Origin of the sequence: Variovorax sp. NFACC27, assembly GCF_048301545.1 — a bacterium.
Classification (GTDB): Bacteria; Pseudomonadota; Gammaproteobacteria; order Burkholderiales; family Burkholderiaceae_C; genus Variovorax; species Variovorax gossypii.
Map to the genome: position 1 here is coordinate 5419601 of NZ_CP157613.1, position 16949 is coordinate 5436549.

The window sequence follows — 16949 nt, forward strand, 5'->3', positions numbered from 1 at the left end:
GGAACACCCGGACCGCTCCACAATCAATTCAGCAGCCTTTTGATCGATGATCGATCACATGCGTCCATCATTCGCACGAAATACGGGATACACCTAGGCCGGCCGCCCCGCCCGCGCCCCTCAAAGGCTGCGCCAGAAATCGATCAGCAGCTGTGTGAACTCCACCGGCCGCTCGACCGCGCTCAGGTGCGCGGCATCGATGGTGGCCAGGCGCGAGCCCGGAATGGCGCCCACCATGGCCTCGGACATGGTCATGGGCGTGGCCTCGTCCTGAAGCCCGCCGATCACCAGCGTGGGCACGGCAACGCGGCGGTTGCTCTCGCGGAAGTCGATGGCCGCGACCGCGTTGCAGCTCTCGATGTAGCCCTGCGCGTCGGTGCGCACCAGCACGTCGTGCAGCGTCTTCGCCGCGACTGCGCCTTCGGGTGTTCCCACGTAGGCCGGCGTGAGCCAGCGCGACACGGCGCCGGGGGCGATGGCCGCCACGCCCCTGGCGGCGACCGTCTCGACGCGCGTGCGCCAGGGCGACTGGTCGGGGTAGTGGGCGGCCGAATTGGCGATCACCATCGTCCTCAGCAACTCGGGGTGCCTCACCGCCAGCGCCTGCCCCGTCATGCCGCCCATCGAGAGGCCGACGAAGTGCACGGGCTCTCCGCCCGCCTCGCGCCGGATGAGCTCTGCCGCGTCCTGCGCCAGCGTCTCGATGCGCAGCGCGCCGGGCACCACTTCCGAAGCGCCGTGGTTGCGGTGGTCGTAGCGCAGCACCGTGTGGGCACGCGAGAGCTGCGCGGCCACGCCGTCCCACATGCTCAGGTCGCAGCCCAGCGCATGGCTGAGCACGACGATCGGGCCATCGCCCTCGCGAATGACATTCAAACGGGTCATGGTGTGGTTTCCTTTCTCGGATGTTGCAGACGCGGCAGCCAGAGGAATGCGATGGCCACCAGCATGCTGCCGGCCAGCAGCATCGGCAGCACCATCGGCCAGGCGCCGTTGGAAAAATCGGCGTCGACGAAACGCGCGGCCAGTTGCCCCGCGCAGAACGCGACCATCATCATGCCGAAGCCGGACCACGACACGGCCCGGCCCGCCAGGTGCGGCAGGTCGCCCACCGCGCCCGCCTGCCCGCAGGGCTGGTGGATGCCGTGGCCCAGGCAGTAGACCGCGTGGCCGAACAGCAGCGGCACAGCGCTCAGCGGCATGAGCCAGCAGCCCAGCGCCTGGATGGTGGCACCGGCCAGGCTCAGCGATGCACCGAGCTTCACCGTGCGCACAGGGCCGTAGCGCCGCAGCAGGCTGCGGCACATGGTCGTGCTGAAGATGTAGACCAGCGAGCCGCCGGCCGGGATCCAGCCGTACCAGGCGGGCGACCAGCCCAGATAGCCGATGTAGACCATCGGCGAGAGCAGCAGGAAGCAGAACAGCCCGCCGTAGGTGGTGGCGGCCACCGAGGCCCAGGCACGGAACGAGCGGCTGGCGAACACCGCGCGCGTGCTGCCGCGCGGCGCGGACGACTCGCCCTCGCCCACCGGCCGGCGCGTTTCGCCGAACGAGCGCCAGCAGAGCACGAACAGCACCGCGGCATAGACGGCCATCGCAGCCATCACCCAGCGCCAGCCCGCGCCCTGCACCAGCCACGCGCCGAGCAGCGGCGCCATCAGCCCGACGATGCCGAGGCCCGTGAGGCCGCGCGCCATCACGTGCGGACCTTCGTGCGCGGGATAGAGGTCGCGCACCGCGGCGCGCGCGCACACCAGGATGGCCGCCATCGAGAAGCCCTGCAGCGTGCGCCAGCCTGCGAGCAGCGCCACGCTGTCGGCGAACGCGCCGCCCAGCGCCGCGACGGTGTAGCAGCCCAGCCCCGCCAGCAACACCGGTCGCCGCCCGAAGCGGTCGGCCAGCGGGCCGCACAGCAGCTGCGCAAAGCCGAAGGCCAGCACGAACAGCGTGAGGCTGGTGCTGGCCGAGCCGAGCTCCTTCGCAATGGCGGGAAGCGCGGGGAGATAACTGTCGGTGGCCACCGGCTGCGCCGCCAGCAGCAGCGGCAACAGCAAAGTGAAAGTGATGCCGAAGCGGCCTTTCCGGCCTTTGCCGGGAGTGACCGGCGCGGTCACTGGGGCGCCGCAGGCAGCAGGCCCTTCTCGCGCAGGATGCCCGTCGCGATGCCGAAGGCGTGGTTGGCCACCGGCACGCCGCAGTAGATGGCGGCCATCATGATCACTTCCTTGATGTCGTCCGGCGTGAGGCGCGACTCGGGCGGCGCGTCGAGCGCGGCGCGCACGTGCATCGCGAATTCCTCGTAGGCGTGGATGCCCAGCATCATCGACAGCACCATGTAGCGGCGCGTCTTGTCGCCCAGCGCGGGGCGGCCCCAGATGTCGTTCCAGGCGTGGCGCGTGATGAGTTCCTGGAACTCGGCGTTGAAGCCGTTGCGGTTGGCGAGCGACTTGTCGACCCAGGCGTCGCCGAGCACGCGGCGGCGGTTGACGAGGCCGGCTTCATAGACGCCGGGCTGGACGGGCGGGTTTTCGGGGGTGGTCATCGGGAGAGTTCCTTGTCTGTATCGAGCCGGGCCTGCAGCGCCTTCACTTCGGCGAGCGCGGTCTGTCCGGCGTTGTGCGCGAGCGCGGGGTCGAACCATTCGTCCGCCGCGTCGCGCGGGAGTTCGGCGCGCAGCCGGTCGATGTTGGCGCGCATGCGCGCGGCGTCGACCTGCAGGCCGGGCAAGGCGGCAGCCATCGCGCGCACGCTGCCGTGCGCCGACATCAGCAGCTGCGGCCATTCGGCCAGTTCGGCCTGCCAGGCGCCGAGGGCGCGCTCGTGCTGCTGCGGCATGGCGCCGAGCAAGGCGGCCACGCGCTGCGGCGCGCGGTGCGCGGCGGCGATGGCGACCATCGAGGCCACCGGATTGCGCTTGTGCGGCATAGCCGACGAGCCGCCGCGCCCCGGTTCGCTGGGCTCGGTGACTTCGCTGACCTCGTACTGCCCGAGCAGCGAGATGTCGACCGCGATCTTGCCCAGGCTGCCGGTAATGAGGCCCAGCTCGCAGCCGAGCGCGACCCATTCGTCGCGCTGCGTGTGCCAGGTCGCGCCGGGGTCGCCCAGGCCGAGTTCCTTGGCCATGCGCTTGCGCACCGCCGCGCCCTGCCCCTTCATCTGCGCCAGCGTGCCGATGGCGCCGCCGAGCTGCAGCTGCAGCGCATGCTTCGCGGCGTCGCGCAGGCGGATGCGGCTGCGCACCAGCGGTGCGGCCCAGCCAGCGCACTTGAAGCCGAAGCTGGTGACCGAGGCCGGCTGCATCAGCGTGCGCGCGAGCATCGGCGTCTCGGCGTGCGTCACGGCCAGGCGCAGAAGCGCGTCGGCGGCCTTGGCCAGGTCGGTCTCGACGAGCGCGACCGCCTCGCGCGTGACCAGCGCCATCGCGCTGTCGATCACGTCCTGGCTGGTGCTGCCGAAATGCACGAAGGGCGCGGCCTCGGCATTGAAGAGGCCGACCGCCTCGCGCAGCGCCTTCACCAGCGGAATCGCGACGCTGCCCGCGCGGCCGCTCTCGCGCACGATCTTGGCGACGTCGAACAGCTCGACCTTGCAGCTGCTCACGATCGAATGCGCGGCGCTCTCGGGAATCAGCCCTTCGGCGGCCTGCGCGCGCGCCAGTGCTGCCTCGAAGCGCAGCATGGCGTCGACGAAGGCGCGGTCGCTGAAGGCGCCTAGCGTTTCGGAAGTGGAAAGGAAGCCTTCGAAAATACTCATCGCACGAGCCTTCCTTTCTTCAGTATTTCAGCTGCGCCACGGCGCGCAGCTCTTCGGGCGAGGCGGTGCCGAAGCCGAAGAACTCCAGGTATGCCGGAATCATCTCGAACAGCATGTCGGTGCCCACCTGCACCTGGCAGCCCTTGGCCTTGGCGGCCTGCAGCAGCGGCGTGTACTCGGTCTTCATCACGACCTCGCCGACGAAGGTGGACGGGTCGATGCGGTCCACGTCGAAGGGCAGCGGATCGCCCTCCTTCATGCCCAGCGGCGTGGCGTTGACGACCACGTCGTAGCCGGCCGGGTCCTTCGAGCCCGTGGCGACCTTCATCTGCGGATAGTGCTCGCGCAGCCGCGCAGCCAGCGCGCCGGCCGAGGCCTCGCTCATGTCGAACAGCATCAGCTCCGCGGCGCCCGCGGCGGCGATCGACGCGGCGATGGCCGAGCCCACGCCGCCCGTGCCCGACACCAGCACGCGCGTGCCCTTGAAGAGCCGCCCCTTGCGCTCCACGCCGCGCACGAAGCCGGCGCCGTCGAACTGGTCACCCAGCAGCGTGCCGTCGGGGCGCTTGAGGATGGCGTTGCAGGCGCCGGCCACGCGCGCGGTGGGCGTCACCTCGTCGACCAGCGACATCGTCGTCACCTTGTGCGGCATGGTCACCAGTGCGCCGCGGATGTTGCTGAACTTGAAGATCTGCGGCAGCGACGCCGCGTAGTCCTCGGGTTTCACGCCCATGGGCACCACGACGGCGTCGATGCCGTGCTTGTCGAACCAGGGGTTGTAGATCATCGGAGCCTTGAAGGTCTCCGTGGGGTAGCCGATGTGGGCGATGAGCGTGGACTTGCCGGAAATCATGTGAGTCGTTTCGGGGTTGAAGCGTGGCTCAGGCCACGCTTGGTGAGTGATAGCGCAGGGGCTGCGCGATCTCGGCGTGCATCGCCGGCGGATAGATGATTTCGCGCAGGAAGCCTGCGTCGGCCTGCATCGCCTCCGCCGCGTCGAGATGGCCGAAATAGCGGAAGTAGTGCGGCATCTGCTGGATGAGCATCTCGAAGCCAGCCTGCGCATTGAGCCCGCGCGCACGGGCCGCGCGCACCAGCGGCGTCGGCTGGTTGCGCAGCAGGATGTCGAAGAGCGCCGCGTGGCCGTCCATGCGCGCCACGTCGACAGGCAGCGCGTCGTCGTCGCTCAGCCCCAGCTGGGTGGCGTTGACGACGAGGTCGTAGCCCTCGGGGGCGTTGCTGTCGGCCACGACCACGTTCGCGTCGAAGAAGGCGTCGAGCTTGGCGGCCACGCCGGCCGCCTTGCCGGCGGCCTTGTCGTACATGGCGATGTGCGCCGCGCCGTTCACCGTGCCGCCCTCGGCCAGGGCGACGCCGATGGCTGCGGCACTCACGCCCGCGCCGAGGATCAGCACGCGCTTGCCGCGAAAGGGAATGTTGTAGTGGTCGAGCGCGCCGATGAGGCCCTCGCCGTCGAAGAGGTCACCCTCGAGCTGGTCGCCTTCGGTGCGTCGCACCACGTTGACCGAACCCGCCACGCGCCCGAAGAGGCCGCAGCCTTCGAGCAGGTCGACCACCAGCGGCTTGTGGGGCGGCGCGATCACCATGCCGCGCACGTTGCGCGCAAGGAATGCCGACTTGAAGAACACCGCGAAGTCGCGCACCGGCACCTGCATGGGCAGCAGCACCGCGTCGATGCCGAAGCGCTCGAAGGCCGCATTGAACATGCGCGGGAGCCGCACGTTGCGGACCGGGTCGCCGGGAATCAGGTAAGCCTGGGTGCTGCCGCTGATGGAATGGCTCATGTGCATGCTTCCGTTCGTCAATCGCTCTTTTCGAGGCCGGATGGCGAGCTTTATAGTCTCTTCGGCCAATCCCTGCAGCCTTTGGGGCATCAAAACGTGCGATCATCGATCTTTAAAATACATTGATCGATCAATTCGAGGGTTTTCACCTGCACCGAATGCAAACCCGGCCCCTTTCCGCGAAGGCACACTTCCGCCCATGAGCAAGGACAGCAAGGACGACCCGGCGCCGCCTCCCGGCCTGGACAAGCGCGACTGGATCGCCGGCCTCGAGCGCGGCGTGAGCATCATCGAAGCCTTCGACGACGCCAACCCGCGCCTCACCGCCAGCCAGGCCGGCCAGCGCACGAACATGACCCGCACCGCCGCGCGGCGCTACCTGCTGACCCTGCAGCACATGGGCTACGTGGCCAGCGACGGCAAGCTGTTCTGGCTCACGCCGCGCGTGCTGCGACTGGGCCAGTCGTACCTGGAATCGGCGCGCCTGCCGCGCGTGGTGCAGCCCTTCCTGCAGCGGGTGGCGGCCGGCACCAACGAGATCGCGTACCTCAGCGTGATGGACGGCGACGAGGTCGTCTACATCGCCCGCAACGGCCCCAACCGCAGCATGAGCACCGGCTACGTGCTCGGCGCACGCGTGCCGGCGCAGGTCACCGCCTCGGGCATGCTGATGCTGGCCCTGCGCAGCGATGCCGAGCTGGACGGATGGCTGACGACGAAGCAGCTCACCGTGTTCACATCGCACACCATCGCGAGCATGGAGCGCATGAAGCTCGAGCTCGCGCGCATCCGGGCGCAGGGCTGGGCACTGTCGGAACAGCAGCTCGACCTGAACTCGCGCGGCATCGCGGTGCCGCTGCGCGACCGGCACGGCACTCTGGTGGGCGCGCTGAACATCACGATGCCGATGGGGCACGAGAGTTCGGAGGACGCGGTGGCGCGGGTGCTGCCGGTGCTGCGGGAGACGGCGCAGGCGATGCGCAATCTGATCTGAGAGTCGCCGTGACCGCCGACACGCCCGGGCCATCGAGCCAGACCGCGCTGCCCGACTGGGCCGCGCAGTCGGAGCCCGTGGAGGACGTGCGCATCGACATCGCATTCATCATCGAGCCCTCGTTCTATTACGGCCCGTCCTCGAACATCGCGGCGGAGCAATGGGAGAAGCTGCGCGAGCCGCTGTACCAGCCGGCCATCCCGGGCGCGGCGCATGGCTTCGTGCTGTCGGCCGACTGCATCGGCCACGAGGACGAACTCTGCAGCCACTACCGCGACGTGCTGACCAAGGCCAAGCGCCACGGCAAGGACCCGGCTAGGGGCCCCCACTTCTGGAACAGGCCGACAGTCCACGCGCCCGGCCGCTTCTTGCTGAGCTTCCCGTGGCACGACCGCTTCAGCGAGGGCCGGGCCTTCATCGAGTCGCTCACCGCGGGCACGCCCGGCGAGGTCTTCTCCGACTACGAACAGGGCTGGTTCCTCGACCTGCGACTGCACGACGGCACTCTGTACCTGCGCGACGACGACCCCGACGAAGGCGAGACCTTCCACAACCTGCGCTTCGCCTACGAGCCGGTGCGCGCCCAGGTCGAGAGCGTGCTGGCGCGCGTGGAAACCCTGATCGCCCGGCTCGCGCGCGAATTCGGCCGGGATTACTGGACGAACGGCAACTGACAGGATTCCGACAGCATCCGCCGGGCACGATGCGCGCTTTCAATCCAAAAAGCGCTGGAGACAACCCATGTCCGACCTCTTTTCCCTCGACGACGCCCGCCTGAACCGCCGCGGCCTCCTGCAAGCCGGCGGCGCCCTGGCCCTCGGCGGCCTGCTGCCCTCGATGGCCTCCGCGCAGGACACCTGGCCCAACAAGTCGATCCGCTTCGTCGTGCCCTTCGCGCCCGGCGGCAGCTCGGAGATCGTCGCGCGCTCGACCGCCGCCGAGCTCTCGCGCACTCTGGGCCAGAGCGTGTTCGTCGACAACAAGCCGGGCGCGGCCGGCAACATCGCGATGGGCGAGGTGGCGCGCGCCACCGATCAGCACACGATCATCCTGGGCCACATCGGCACGCTGGCCGTCAACCCGTACATCTTCGCCAAGCTGCCCTACGACGCGAACAAGGATTTCAAGCCGGTGAGCCTGCTGGCCAAGGTGCCCAGCCTGTACGTGGTGCACCCCGACGTGCCGGCGAAGAATCTCAAGGAGTTCATCGCCTACGCCAAGTCGAAGCCCGGCAAGCTCAGCTACGGCTCGGCGGGCAACGGCAGCGCGGGCCACCTGGCCTTCGAGTACCTGAAGATGACGGCCGACGTGTTCATGCTGCACGTGCCGTACCGCGGCACCGGCCCGATGGTGACCGACCTGCTCTCGGGCCGGCTCGACGCCTCTGCCATCGGGGCGGCAGCGGTCCTCCAGTTCATCAAGGCGGGCAAGGTGCGCTGCATCGCAACCGGCTCGGCCAAGCGCCTGCCGCAGCTGCCCGACGTGCCGACCGTGGCCGAGCAGGGCTTCCCGGGCTTCGAGATGACGCAGTGGTACGGCATGCTCGCCCCGGCCAGCATCACGCCGCCGCAGCTCGCCAAGCTCTCGGCCGAGACGATGAAGGCGGTGAAGTCGCCCGACTCGATGCAGCGACTGACCAACGACGCGGCCGAGGCCATCGGCGGCACGCCGGAGCAGTTCGCGCAATTCATCGCGTCCGAGCAAGCCCGCTGGCAGAAGGTCATCGCAAGGGCAAACATCAAGCCCGACTAATTGGCAAGCCCCCAGGCTTCGCGCACTTCGTGTCGCTACGCCAACCCCCTTGCAGGGGGCAACACCTGCGGCCCGGCAAAGCCGGTTCCGCGGTGTTTCGCAAAAAAGACCCGGGGCCACTAGGATCGACTGATGCGCATCCTTCTTGCCGAAGACGAACACACCCTGGGCACCTGGCTGTGCAAGGCGCTGGAGCACGCGGGCATCCAGGTCGAATGGGTGGACGACGGCCGCCTGGCCGACCGGGCGCTGCAGCAGCGCGACCATGACGCGCTGGTGCTCGACCTGGGCCTGCCCGGGCTCGACGGTCATACGGTGCTGCAGCGGCTGCGCGAACGCGACCAGCGGCTGCCGGCGCTGATCCTCACGGCGCGCGACTCGCTCAACGAGCGCGTGGCCTCGCTCAATGCAGGCGCCGACGACTTCCTCGCCAAGCCCTTCGCGCTGGCCGAACTCGAGGCACGGCTGCATGCGCTGGTGCGGCGCGCGCGTGGCGTGGAGCATCCGCGCCAGGCCTGCGGCCCGCTGGTGTACGACGGCGCGCGCCGGCATTTCACGCTCAACGGCGAGGCGCTGGCGCTCTCGCCGCGCGAACTGGCGGTACTGCGCGTGCTGGTGCAGCGCAGCGGGGAGCCGCTGTCGAAGCAGCAGATCCTCGACCGGGTGTTCTCCGACGACGAGGAAGTGCACCCCGAGGCGGTGGAAGTCTTCGTCTACCGGCTGCGCAAGCGGCTGGATGGCAGCGGCGTACGCATCGTCACGCTGCGAGGGCTGGGCTATGTGCTGGAAGCAGACTGAATGAGCGTGGTGGCCAACGTGGCGCACCGCCTGCGGCGCGCGAGCCTGTGGCAGCGGCTCGCGCTACTGCTCTTCCCCGCCCTGCTGGTCGTGACCTGCATCGAGCTGTGGATGACGCGGCACGATGCGCTGGCCGCGGCCAATGCGGCCTACGACCGCTCGCTGCTGGGTGCGCTGAAGTCCATCGACGCCAACATCTCGACCGCCTCTGGCGGCCTCTCGGTCGAGCTGCCGTACACGATGTTCGAGTTCTTCGAGCTGACGGCGAGCGGCCAGGTGTTCTTCCGCGTATCGACCTCTGACGGACTGGTCGAGCTCGGCAGCGCCGACCTGCCCGCCCCGCCCGCCGAGTTGAAGATGGGCGTGCCGGCCTTCTACGACGCCACCTACTTCGGCGAGGCAGTGCGCCTCGCGGCCTACCGTCGCGACCTCGACCGCGCGCCCGCCGGCAGCACCGGGCGCAGCGTGCTGATCCAGGTCGGCGAAAGCACACGCTCCAGGCAGGAGTTCAGCGCGCGCTTCGTGCGCAGCGCGGCGCTGCGCGACGGGCTGGTGCTGGCGATGCTGCTGTGCGGCACCGCGATTGCGCTCGCGGCGGCGCTGCGTCCGCTCTCGCGGCTGGCGCGCGAGGTGAGCGCGCGCACGAGCGACGACCTCACGCGCATCGCGGAGACCGACCTCCCCGCCGAGGTGCGCCCGCTGGTGGCGGCCGTCAACCAGCAGATGTCGCGCACGCAGGATCTGGTGGCCCAGCAGCGCCAGTTTCTCGACGACGCTTCGCACCAGCTGCGCACCCACCTGACCACGCTGCAGATGCAGGCCGACTACGCGCGGCGCGAGGAAGACCCGGCGCAGGTGCGCGTGGCACTCGACGCGCTCGGCACCGAGATCGGCCGCGCCACGCGCAGCGCGCAGCAGCTGCTGGCGCTGGGCCGCAGCGACACGGTGTCGGTGGAGCCCGCCGAGTTCGATCTGGCGGCGCTGCTGCGCGAAGTGGCCGTCGACCTGCTGCCGCTGGCGCGCGCAAAACGCATTGATCTGGGTATCCATTCGCCCTCCCCCGAATTTCCAGCAGTGGCCGATCGCGGGCTGATGCGCGAGGCGCTGGGCAACCTGGTGACCAACGCGATCACCTACACGCCGGCCGAAGGCACCATCACGCTCTTCGCCGCGGGCGACGCAGCGGGCTGGAGCCTGAATGTGGAAGACAGCGGACCCGGCATCGGCGAAGAGGAGCGCACCGCGCTGGGCCAGCGCTTCCGTCGCGGCGCGCGTGCGGGCAAGGGCGGCTTCGGGCTCGGGCTGGCCATAGCGCGCTCCATCGCGCAGCGGCACCAGGGCGAGTTGCAGCTCGAGGCGCGCGAGGCCGGGCCGGGGCTGCATGCGATCATCTGGTGGCCACGTACTCCCGCCCCGGCTGCCACCTGACAAGTCCGCCGCCATGCCTCCTTCTTCCAACCGACGCCATGCATTGCGTGCGCTGTGCGCACTGCTTGCGCCGTCGCTCGGCATGCGCGCGCTGGCTGCGGGCGACCCCTCCGAGGAGCCTGCCGACTGCGTGATCCCCGCCAAGGCCGGCGGCGGTTTCGCGCTGACCTGTGCGCTCGCGCGCGACGCGCTGCAGGCCGTGCGCCCTGCCCGCCCGCCGCTCGCCCAGCGCTACCTGCCGGGCGGCATCGGCGCCGTGGCCTTCGACCGCATCGCCACCGGCAAGCTCGGCGGGCCGGGCACGCTGGTGGCGTTCTCGAGCGGCTCGCTGCTCAACCTGGCACAGGGCCGCTTCGGTCCGCACTCGCCCTCGGCCGTGCGCTGGATCGCCACGCTCGGCACCGACTACGGCGTGATCGCCGTGCACCGCGACTCCCCCTTCAAGCGCCTGCAGGACCTCGTCGCCGCGCTGCGGCAGGACCCGTCGCGCATCGCCTTCGGAGCGGGCGGCACGGTCGGCAGCCAGGACTGGGTGAAGGCCGCGCTGCTGGTGCGCGCCGCGGGTCGCGACCACAAGGCGATGCGTTTCGTGTCCTTCGAAGGCGGCGGGGACGCGCTGAGCGCCCTGCAGGGCAGGCACGTCGATGCATTCCCCGGCGACGCGGCGGAGGCGATGCAGGCCATTGCGGGCGGAGCCGCCGTGCGGCTGCTCGCGGTGCTGTCGGAAAACCGCCTGGGCGGCGCGCTCACCGGCGTGCCGACCGCGCGCGAGCAAGGCGTGGACCTCGTGTGGCCGACCGTGCGGGGCCTGTACCTGAGCGCGGACGTGCCCGACGCCGCCGCGCAGGCGTGGGCCAGGGCCTTCCGCGAGGCGAGCGCGGCGCCCGGCTACGCCGCGCTGCGCGAGCAGCACGGCCTCTACCCTTTCGCGCTCACAGGCGCCGCGCTCGACGACTACGTACAGGCACAGATCAAGTCCTACCGCCGGCTGGCGGACGAACTGGGCCTGCGGCGCTGGCCCTCTTGAGGAATGCAGGCAAGATCGCGTTCATGACCGAAGACGCCATCACCCAACACATCATCGACATGCTGGCCGGCGGCCATTTCCAGATCGCCGACGACAACACCTTCTTCTTCCACGACGGGGACGACAAGTTCCCTTTCGCCACCATCGTGACGAAGGACAACGAGTTCGACAACGCCTCGAAACTGGACCGTCCGGGCGTGTTCCGGCTGAACGTCGGCGTGGGCAAGGAGCGCTTTCGGGCACTGTTCGGAGAAGAGCCCGCGGCCGTCGACCACAGCGCGCTCGACACGCTGATGCCGCATCCGGTGTACGGGAAGATGTACTGGGTCAGCGTGATCAACCCGAGCGCGAAGACCTTCGAGACGGTGAAACCGCTGATCGCCGAGGCATTGAGCCTCGCGCGATCACGGAAGACCGGCCAGGCAGGCTAGGCCGCCTTCAGGAACACGTCGTGGTCCGGGGCGAAGTTGGCGTGCAGCGGCAGCATCGCGCCGCCCAGCGCACAGGCCTGTGCGCCGGCCTTGCCGCCATGCAGCTGCGGCTGCCACAGGCCTTCCCAGTTACAGTGGTCGAGCGCGTCGCGGGTCTGGTCGAGCAGCGCCTGCAGCAGAGCTCGCGACATGGAGCCGTCGACCACCACGTCGGACAGGTCGAGCATGGCGGTACCGCAGACGATGGCATGCGCCAGCGCCTGCGATGCGCTCGCCAGCCAGGCCAGCGTGGCGCCCGCAAAAGGCGGCTGCAGCGCGCGGTCGTCGTAGGCGGCCATCGGGTCGAGGCCTTCGCCGCTCAGCCGCTGCTCCAGCTCCCACAGCGACGCCTGCGCGACCAGCTGGGGCGGTAGCGCGCCGCGGCTGCCCGGCGGCTGCATCGGCAACGAAGCGAGCGCCCCCGCGTTGCCGTGCGCGCCGGTGTGCAGATGCGAGTTGATGACCAGCCCGCCGCCCACGAAGGTGTCGACGAAGATGTACAGAAAGCTCTTGAGGTCGTGCCCCCGCCCGCCGACCAGCTCGGCGACGCAGGCGGCCACGGTGTCGCGCGCGAAGCTCACCGGCACGTCGGTGCGCGCCCGCACCTCGGCAGCCAGGTCCATCTGGTTCCACAGGTCGGACTGCGCCTTCGACAGCCCCAGCGTGCGGTGCCAGCCGCCGAGCAGGAAGGGCGCGGCCAGACCTACGCCCACGTTGCGTGCGGCAAGAGGCCCGAGGCCGTCGCGCAGGCGGTTGATGTGCTGCGCGATGGCGGGCAGCAGCTCTTCCGCGTCGGGAAAGTCGTAGCCGATGGCGTGGCGCTCGCGCACCTGCGCGGTGAAGTCGATCAGCAACCACTCGGCACCGCGCCGCCCCACCTTGATGCCGATGGCGAAGGCGCCGTCGGGGTTCAGCGCCAGCGGCACCGAAGGCTGGCCGATGCGGCCGCGCACACGGCTCTGCTTGACGATGAGCCCGTCTTCCTCCAGCCGCGCGGTGATGAGCCCGATGGTCTGCGCGCTCAGCCCGGTCAGCCGGGCCAGCTCGGCCTTGGGCAGGCTGCCGTGAACGCGCAGTGCCTGCAGCACCGTGCGTTCGTTGAACTGGCGCATGCCGACCTGGTTGGAGCCGCGGGGCCGCAGCAGGTCGGGCATGCGCGCAGCGGGTGCGTGCGCATCAGGCATGCGCCTCCGCAGGCAGTTGGTCGGCAGGCATCGCGCCGGTCATCACTGCGACCGTGTCGCTCATGCTGATCTTCTTCGGGTCGAGCACGGCCGCTCGCCGGCCGAGGCGCGCCACGTGGATGCGGTCGGCCACCTCGAACACGTGCGGCATGTTGTGGCTGATGAGCACCACGGGCAAGCCGCGATCGCGCACGCGGCGGATCAGCTCCAGCACCATGTTGCCCTCCTTCACGCCGAGCGCGGCGGTGGGCTCGTCCATGATGACCACGTGCCGCGCGAAGGCCGCGCTGCGCGCCACGGCCACGCATTGGCGCTGGCCGCCGGAAAGCGTTTCGACCGCCTGCGTCATCGACTGGATGCCGACCTTCAGGTCGGCCATGCGGGCCATGCTTTCCTGCAGCATCTTCTTCTTGTCGAGCATGCGCAGCACGTTGCCCATGAAGCCGGGGCGGCGCAGCTCGCGGCCGAGGAACAGGTTCTCGTAGATGGTCATGGCGGGCGCCACGGCCAGGTCTTGATAGACCGTCTCGATGCCGGCGCGACGCGCCTCCAGCGGATTGCGAAAGTGCACCGGCTCGCCGTCGAGCAGGATCTGCCCTTCGTCGGGCACGATCGCGCCCGACAGCGCCTTGATGAGCGATGACTTGCCCGCACCGTTGTCGCCGATCACCGCGAGGATTTCTCCTTCGCGCAGTTCGAAGTCGACGCCGGCGAGCGCGGTGACCTGGCCGTAGCGCTTCACCAGGCCCTTGGCCTGCATGACGATCTTGCGGGGGTTTGCAGCGGAGGTCATCAGCGGGCTCCCCGGCGCGAGAGTTGGTCGGCGGTGACGGCCAGGATCACGAGCACGCCCGTCACCAGCACCTGATAGATCGACGACACGCCCATCAGCGTGAGACCGTTGCGGAACACGCCCACAATCAGCACGCCGATCAGCGAACCCAGCACGATGCCGCGCCCGCCGAAGAGGCTGGTGCCGCCGAGCACCACGGCCGTGATGGCGTCGAGGTTCTCGGTCTGGCCAGCGTTCGGGTCGCCCACACCGGTGCGCGCCACCGACAGCAGCGAAGCGATGCCGTAGAGCACGCCCGCCATCACGTACACGCCCAGCAGCACGCGCTGGGTCGGGATACCGACCAGCCGCGTGGCCTCGGCGTTGTTGCCCACGGCGTAGACGTGCCGCCCCGCCGCCGTCTCGCGCAGCACGAACCACGCGAGAAAGTAGAGCGCCACCATCAGCACCGAACCCCAGGCCACCTCGGCGCCGCCGATGGCGAAGGTGGCGCCCAGGCCCGTGAGGCCGCCGGGCAGGTCGGTGATGGTCTGCGACGACGAGTACAGCTGCGTGATCGCGAAGGCGATGTTCAGCGTGCCCAGCGTCACGATGAAGGGCGGCAGCTTGATGCGCGTGACCAGCAGGCCGTTGAGCAGGCCGAACAGCGTCGTCACGCCGATGCCGCAGAGGATGGCCACCGGCGCCGGCAGGCCGAGCTCGGTGGCGAACTTGCTCATGATGATGCCGCCCAGCGCCATCACCATGCCGCACGACAGGTCGATGCCCGCCGTGAGGATCACCAGCGTCTGGCCGATGGCGATCACGCCGACCACCATCACCTGCTGCAGGATCAGCGACAGGTTTCCGCCCGTGAGAAAGCGGTCGGACTGGGTCGCAAAGAAGATGCATGCGCCGAGCAGGGCCAGCCACGGCCCCAGGGCGCCCCACGGAATGTGGTGCGTCGCGGATTTCGCCATCGAGATACTCCTCCCCGGAGGGCTGTCAGTTGATTACTTCTTGCCCCAGCAGAGCTCGGTACCGGTCTTCGTGTCTTTGCTGTCGACGCCGGCCACGCTCTTGCCGGCGATCAGCGTCACGCCGGTGTCGACATAGCCCGAGGCCTTCTTGCCCGTCTTGGCGAACTCGACGCCCGCGGCCACGCCCATGGCGGCCATCTTCAGCGGGTACTGCTGCGAGGTCGCGGCGATGATGCCGGTGGCCGTGTCCTTGATGCCCTGGCAGCCGCCGTCGACCGAGACGATCATCACGCCCTTCTCCTTGCCGGCGCGCTTCAGCGCGTTGTACGCACCGGCCGCGGCGGGCTCGTTGATGGTGTAGACCAGGTTCACGTCGGGTGCCTTCTGCAGGCAGTTTTCCATCACCGTCTGCGCCTTGGCCCGGTCGCCGAAGCTGTCGGCCATGCAGACGATCTCGGGCGCCTTCGACAGCTCGTTCGACTTCGCGTCGTTGGCCGGCAGCCCGAAGCCCTTCATGAAGCCGTTGTGGCGCTGCGCGCCCACCGGGTGCCCCGGCAGCAGGTCGAGCGCGACGATCTTCGCCGGCTTGCCCGCCATCGCGGCCTTGGCGTACTCGCCGATCAGCACGCCGGCCGTGTAGTTGTTGGTGGCGAAGAGCGCATCGGTCGCGTCCGGCGGATCGGCCGGGCTGTCGAGCGCAATCACCATCACGCCCTTGTCGCGCGCCTTCTTGATCGCGGGAACGATGGCCTTGGCGTCGCTCGGCGTGATGAGGATGGTCTTGGCACCGGCCGCGATCATGTTTTCCATCGCCGTGATCTGGCCCGCGTTGTCGCCGTCGGCCTTGCCCGCGCCGGAAAGCAGCTTCGCGCCCTGCTTCTTGGCTTCTTCCTGCGCGCCCTCCTTCATCTTGACGAAGAAGGGGTTGGTTTCGGTCTTGGTGACGAGGCCGATGACGGGCTGGTCGGCGGCGAAGGCGGAGGACGAAGCGGTTGCTGCGGCGAGGGACATGGCCGCGATGGCCAGGATGGTGCGGGGGCTGCTGCTGGGCATGGTTTGTCTCCTTGGGCGGGCGCTGGGTGATGCGCTCTGCGGTTTTGGATCCGGATCGCTGGCCTTGGGAAGGAGGCGTCCGGGCGCAAGGGGACTATCGGGCAGCGGGAGGACTAAATCAAGATGATTTAGTTATCGAAAACCCGAGGTGCAGCCGAACTCGGCCGGCTTATGCAAGGCACTTGGCAGTACTTGCCGCGGAGCGGAGTGGAAGCAAACCCACTCGAGGGAGGCCTAAAGATGCTGCATGGCCAGATGCTTGTGGATGCACTCGCATGAGTCTTATCGATGGCGCATCCGTTGGATCAAGAACGACTATTTCGCTCCTGGGTAGCTTTTGCAGCTTACGTGGGCAAGCGCGCGCCACCCGCTAATCCCGTGACTCTGATGACAACACAAGAGATTTACCTTACGAATCAATCATCTTGAAAAATCCAAACCCGATGGTCCAATTTCGTCAATCAAAACCAAATCTTCAAAATCCATTGATGGCAAATTGCACTTCATCAACACATCCCAAACCTCCTTCAAATACGCTTCCCTAGCGGCCACTTGATTGATGAGCAAATCGTGTGGAATAGCATTTCGCCACAGCAAATCATCGGCGAAATTAATCATCAAAAATCTCAATCCATCAATCACATTTCTCTTGGCAATCGGACCAAACCTCGAAAAACTGCGCTTCATTTCTTCAAGCAAGATTTTTCTATTAGCAGGCAAATTTACATCAAAATCCTCTAAATCTTCGTCACTCTTATCAAGCAAAAATCCATACAAGCCACGCAAATAATTAAGATTCAGAGACTTCATGGATGAAGTTTTTTCCTTAATCAGTTTTCGATGTCCAACTCGGCAGCCTATTGAAGCACGAGATCTCCAGCAATTGCCAGGTTGGATCGTATTCCTGTACTGGCTCAGGCTATCCCTCTATCG

The 16949-nt window shown here is 68.3% G+C and carries 18 protein-coding genes; 7 read left to right on the forward strand and 11 right to left on the reverse strand.

Annotated elements, in window-relative coordinates; all coding sequences use genetic code 11:
- Positions 1 to 120: 120 nt before the first annotated feature.
- From ABL840_RS25405 to ABL840_RS25430, 6 genes are read right to left on the reverse strand one after another with little or no spacing between them, the layout of a single operon-like run.
- On the reverse strand, positions 121 to 885 hold the full coding sequence (locus tag ABL840_RS25405; protein ID WP_093306713.1) for an alpha/beta fold hydrolase: 765 nt from the start codon (positions 883 to 885) through the stop codon (positions 121 to 123).
- A complete protein-coding gene (locus ABL840_RS25410) occupies positions 882 to 2114 on the reverse strand; it encodes an MFS transporter (protein ID WP_176947604.1) in 1233 nt (410 codons plus the stop codon). Before ABL840_RS25410 ends, ABL840_RS25405 begins: the two co-directional genes overlap by 4 nt.
- Positions 2111 to 2542, reverse strand: a complete 432-nt coding sequence (locus ABL840_RS25415) for a carboxymuconolactone decarboxylase family protein (protein WP_093201199.1) — start codon at positions 2540 to 2542, stop codon at positions 2111 to 2113. The genes ABL840_RS25410 and ABL840_RS25415 overlap by 4 nt, the downstream gene beginning before the upstream one ends.
- Positions 2539 to 3753: a 3-carboxy-cis,cis-muconate cycloisomerase gene (pcaB, locus tag ABL840_RS25420; protein ID WP_093201202.1), complete on the reverse strand. Its 1215-nt coding sequence runs from the start codon at positions 3751 to 3753 to the stop codon at positions 2539 to 2541. Before pcaB ends, ABL840_RS25415 begins: the two co-directional genes overlap by 4 nt.
- A gap of 19 nt (positions 3754 to 3772) precedes the next feature.
- The gene (locus ABL840_RS25425; protein ID WP_093306714.1) at positions 3773 to 4606 is read right to left on the reverse strand and encodes a shikimate dehydrogenase family protein; all 834 of its coding nucleotides are present in this window, start codon (positions 4604 to 4606) and stop codon (positions 3773 to 3775) included.
- Between the two features lie 28 nt (positions 4607 to 4634).
- Positions 4635 to 5558 carry a shikimate dehydrogenase family protein gene (locus tag ABL840_RS25430; RefSeq protein ID WP_093306715.1) on the reverse strand — a complete coding sequence of 308 codons (924 nt, stop codon included), beginning with the start codon at positions 5556 to 5558 and terminating at the stop codon, positions 4635 to 4637.
- A 199-nt stretch (positions 5559 to 5757) separates the two neighbouring features.
- On the opposite strand from ABL840_RS25430, the gene ABL840_RS25435 reads away from it, so the two are divergent.
- The 7 genes from ABL840_RS25435 to ABL840_RS25465 all read left to right on the forward strand — a co-directional run bounded on the left by ABL840_RS25435 (position 5758) and on the right by ABL840_RS25465 (position 11988).
- Entirely contained in the window at positions 5758 to 6552 is a 795-nt protein-coding gene (locus tag ABL840_RS25435) for an IclR family transcriptional regulator domain-containing protein (protein ID WP_093201210.1), read from the forward strand.
- An 8-nt stretch (positions 6553 to 6560) separates the two neighbouring features.
- Positions 6561 to 7226, forward strand: a complete 666-nt coding sequence (locus ABL840_RS25440) for a hypothetical protein (protein WP_093306716.1) — start codon at positions 6561 to 6563, stop codon at positions 7224 to 7226.
- Positions 7227 to 7293: 67 nt separating this feature from the next.
- Positions 7294 to 8304 carry a Bug family tripartite tricarboxylate transporter substrate binding protein gene (locus tag ABL840_RS25445; protein WP_093306717.1) on the forward strand — a complete coding sequence of 337 codons (1011 nt, stop codon included), beginning with the start codon at positions 7294 to 7296 and terminating at the stop codon, positions 8302 to 8304.
- Between the two features lie 132 nt (positions 8305 to 8436).
- Positions 8437 to 9102, forward strand: a complete 666-nt coding sequence (locus ABL840_RS25450; protein ID WP_093201217.1) for a response regulator — start codon at positions 8437 to 8439, stop codon at positions 9100 to 9102.
- Positions 9103 to 10530: a sensor histidine kinase gene (locus ABL840_RS25455; RefSeq protein WP_093306718.1), complete on the forward strand. Its 1428-nt coding sequence runs from the start codon at positions 9103 to 9105 to the stop codon at positions 10528 to 10530.
- Between the two features lie 13 nt (positions 10531 to 10543).
- Entirely contained in the window at positions 10544 to 11557 is a 1014-nt protein-coding gene (locus ABL840_RS25460) for a tripartite tricarboxylate transporter substrate-binding protein (RefSeq protein ID WP_093306719.1), read from the forward strand.
- Between the two features lie 23 nt (positions 11558 to 11580).
- A complete protein-coding gene (locus ABL840_RS25465) occupies positions 11581 to 11988 on the forward strand; it encodes a DUF6194 family protein (protein WP_093306763.1) in 408 nt (135 codons plus the stop codon).
- Here ABL840_RS25465 and ABL840_RS25470 read toward each other — a convergent pair.
- The 5 genes from ABL840_RS25470 to ABL840_RS25490 form a co-directional block, all read right to left on the reverse strand.
- Positions 11985 to 13211 carry an ROK family transcriptional regulator gene (locus tag ABL840_RS25470; protein ID WP_093306720.1) on the reverse strand — a complete coding sequence of 409 codons (1227 nt, stop codon included), beginning with the start codon at positions 13209 to 13211 and terminating at the stop codon, positions 11985 to 11987. The genes ABL840_RS25465 and ABL840_RS25470 overlap by 4 nt on opposite strands.
- A complete protein-coding gene (locus ABL840_RS25475) occupies positions 13204 to 14004 on the reverse strand; it encodes an ATP-binding cassette domain-containing protein (RefSeq protein WP_093306721.1) in 801 nt (266 codons plus the stop codon). Before ABL840_RS25475 ends, ABL840_RS25470 begins: the two co-directional genes overlap by 8 nt.
- Complete coding sequence (locus ABL840_RS25480) at positions 14004 to 14963, reverse strand: ABC transporter permease (RefSeq protein WP_093201233.1); 960 nt, start codon at positions 14961 to 14963, stop codon at positions 14004 to 14006. Before ABL840_RS25480 ends, ABL840_RS25475 begins: the two co-directional genes overlap by 1 nt.
- Positions 14964 to 14996: 33 nt before the next feature.
- Positions 14997 to 15974 carry a sugar ABC transporter substrate-binding protein gene (locus ABL840_RS25485; RefSeq protein WP_418116376.1) on the reverse strand — a complete coding sequence of 326 codons (978 nt, stop codon included), beginning with the start codon at positions 15972 to 15974 and terminating at the stop codon, positions 14997 to 14999.
- 462 nt (positions 15975 to 16436) lie between these two features.
- Positions 16437 to 16826, reverse strand: coding sequence for a hypothetical protein (locus ABL840_RS25490; protein WP_143042996.1), 390 nt, complete (start codon positions 16824 to 16826; stop codon positions 16437 to 16439).
- Between the last annotated feature and the right edge of the window lie 123 nt (positions 16827 to 16949).

What these genes read in the sequence shown, in the direction of transcription:
- ABL840_RS25405 (WP_093306713.1), bottom strand. Translation starts at nt 885, where the DNA reads ATGACCCGTTTGAATGTCATTCGCGAGGGCGATGGCCCGATCGTCGTG.
- ABL840_RS25415 (WP_093201199.1), bottom strand. Translation starts at nt 2,542, where the DNA reads ATGACCACCCCCGAAAACCCGCCCGTCCAGCCCGGCGTCTATGAAGCC.
- pcaB (WP_093201202.1), bottom strand. Translation starts at nt 3,753, where the DNA reads ATGAGTATTTTCGAAGGCTTCCTTTCCACTTCCGAAACGCTAGGCGCC.
- ABL840_RS25425 (WP_093306714.1), bottom strand. Translation starts at nt 4,606, where the DNA reads ATGATTTCCGGCAAGTCCACGCTCATCGCCCACATCGGCTACCCCACG.
- ABL840_RS25430 (WP_093306715.1), bottom strand. Translation starts at nt 5,558, where the DNA reads ATGAGCCATTCCATCAGCGGCAGCACCCAGGCTTACCTGATTCCCGGC.
- ABL840_RS25435 (WP_093201210.1), top strand. Translation starts at nt 5,758, where the DNA reads ATGAGCAAGGACAGCAAGGACGACCCGGCGCCGCCTCCCGGCCTGGAC.
- ABL840_RS25445 (WP_093306717.1), top strand. Translation starts at nt 7,294, where the DNA reads ATGTCCGACCTCTTTTCCCTCGACGACGCCCGCCTGAACCGCCGCGGC.
- ABL840_RS25450 (WP_093201217.1), top strand. Translation starts at nt 8,437, where the DNA reads ATGCGCATCCTTCTTGCCGAAGACGAACACACCCTGGGCACCTGGCTG.
- ABL840_RS25455 (WP_093306718.1), top strand. Translation starts at nt 9,103, where the DNA reads ATGAGCGTGGTGGCCAACGTGGCGCACCGCCTGCGGCGCGCGAGCCTG.
- ABL840_RS25460 (WP_093306719.1), top strand. Translation starts at nt 10,544, where the DNA reads ATGCCTCCTTCTTCCAACCGACGCCATGCATTGCGTGCGCTGTGCGCA.
- ABL840_RS25465 (WP_093306763.1), top strand. Translation starts at nt 11,581, where the DNA reads ATGACCGAAGACGCCATCACCCAACACATCATCGACATGCTGGCCGGC.
- ABL840_RS25470 (WP_093306720.1), bottom strand. Translation starts at nt 13,211, where the DNA reads ATGCCTGATGCGCACGCACCCGCTGCGCGCATGCCCGACCTGCTGCGG.
- ABL840_RS25475 (WP_093306721.1), bottom strand. Translation starts at nt 14,004, where the DNA reads ATGACCTCCGCTGCAAACCCCCGCAAGATCGTCATGCAGGCCAAGGGC.
- ABL840_RS25480 (WP_093201233.1), bottom strand. Translation starts at nt 14,963, where the DNA reads ATGGCGAAATCCGCGACGCACCACATTCCGTGGGGCGCCCTGGGGCCG.
- ABL840_RS25485 (WP_418116376.1), bottom strand. Translation starts at nt 15,974, where the DNA reads ATGTCCCTCGCCGCAGCAACCGCTTCGTCCTCCGCCTTCGCCGCCGAC.
- ABL840_RS25490 (WP_143042996.1), bottom strand. Translation starts at nt 16,826, where the DNA reads ATGAAGTCTCTGAATCTTAATTATTTGCGTGGCTTGTATGGATTTTTG.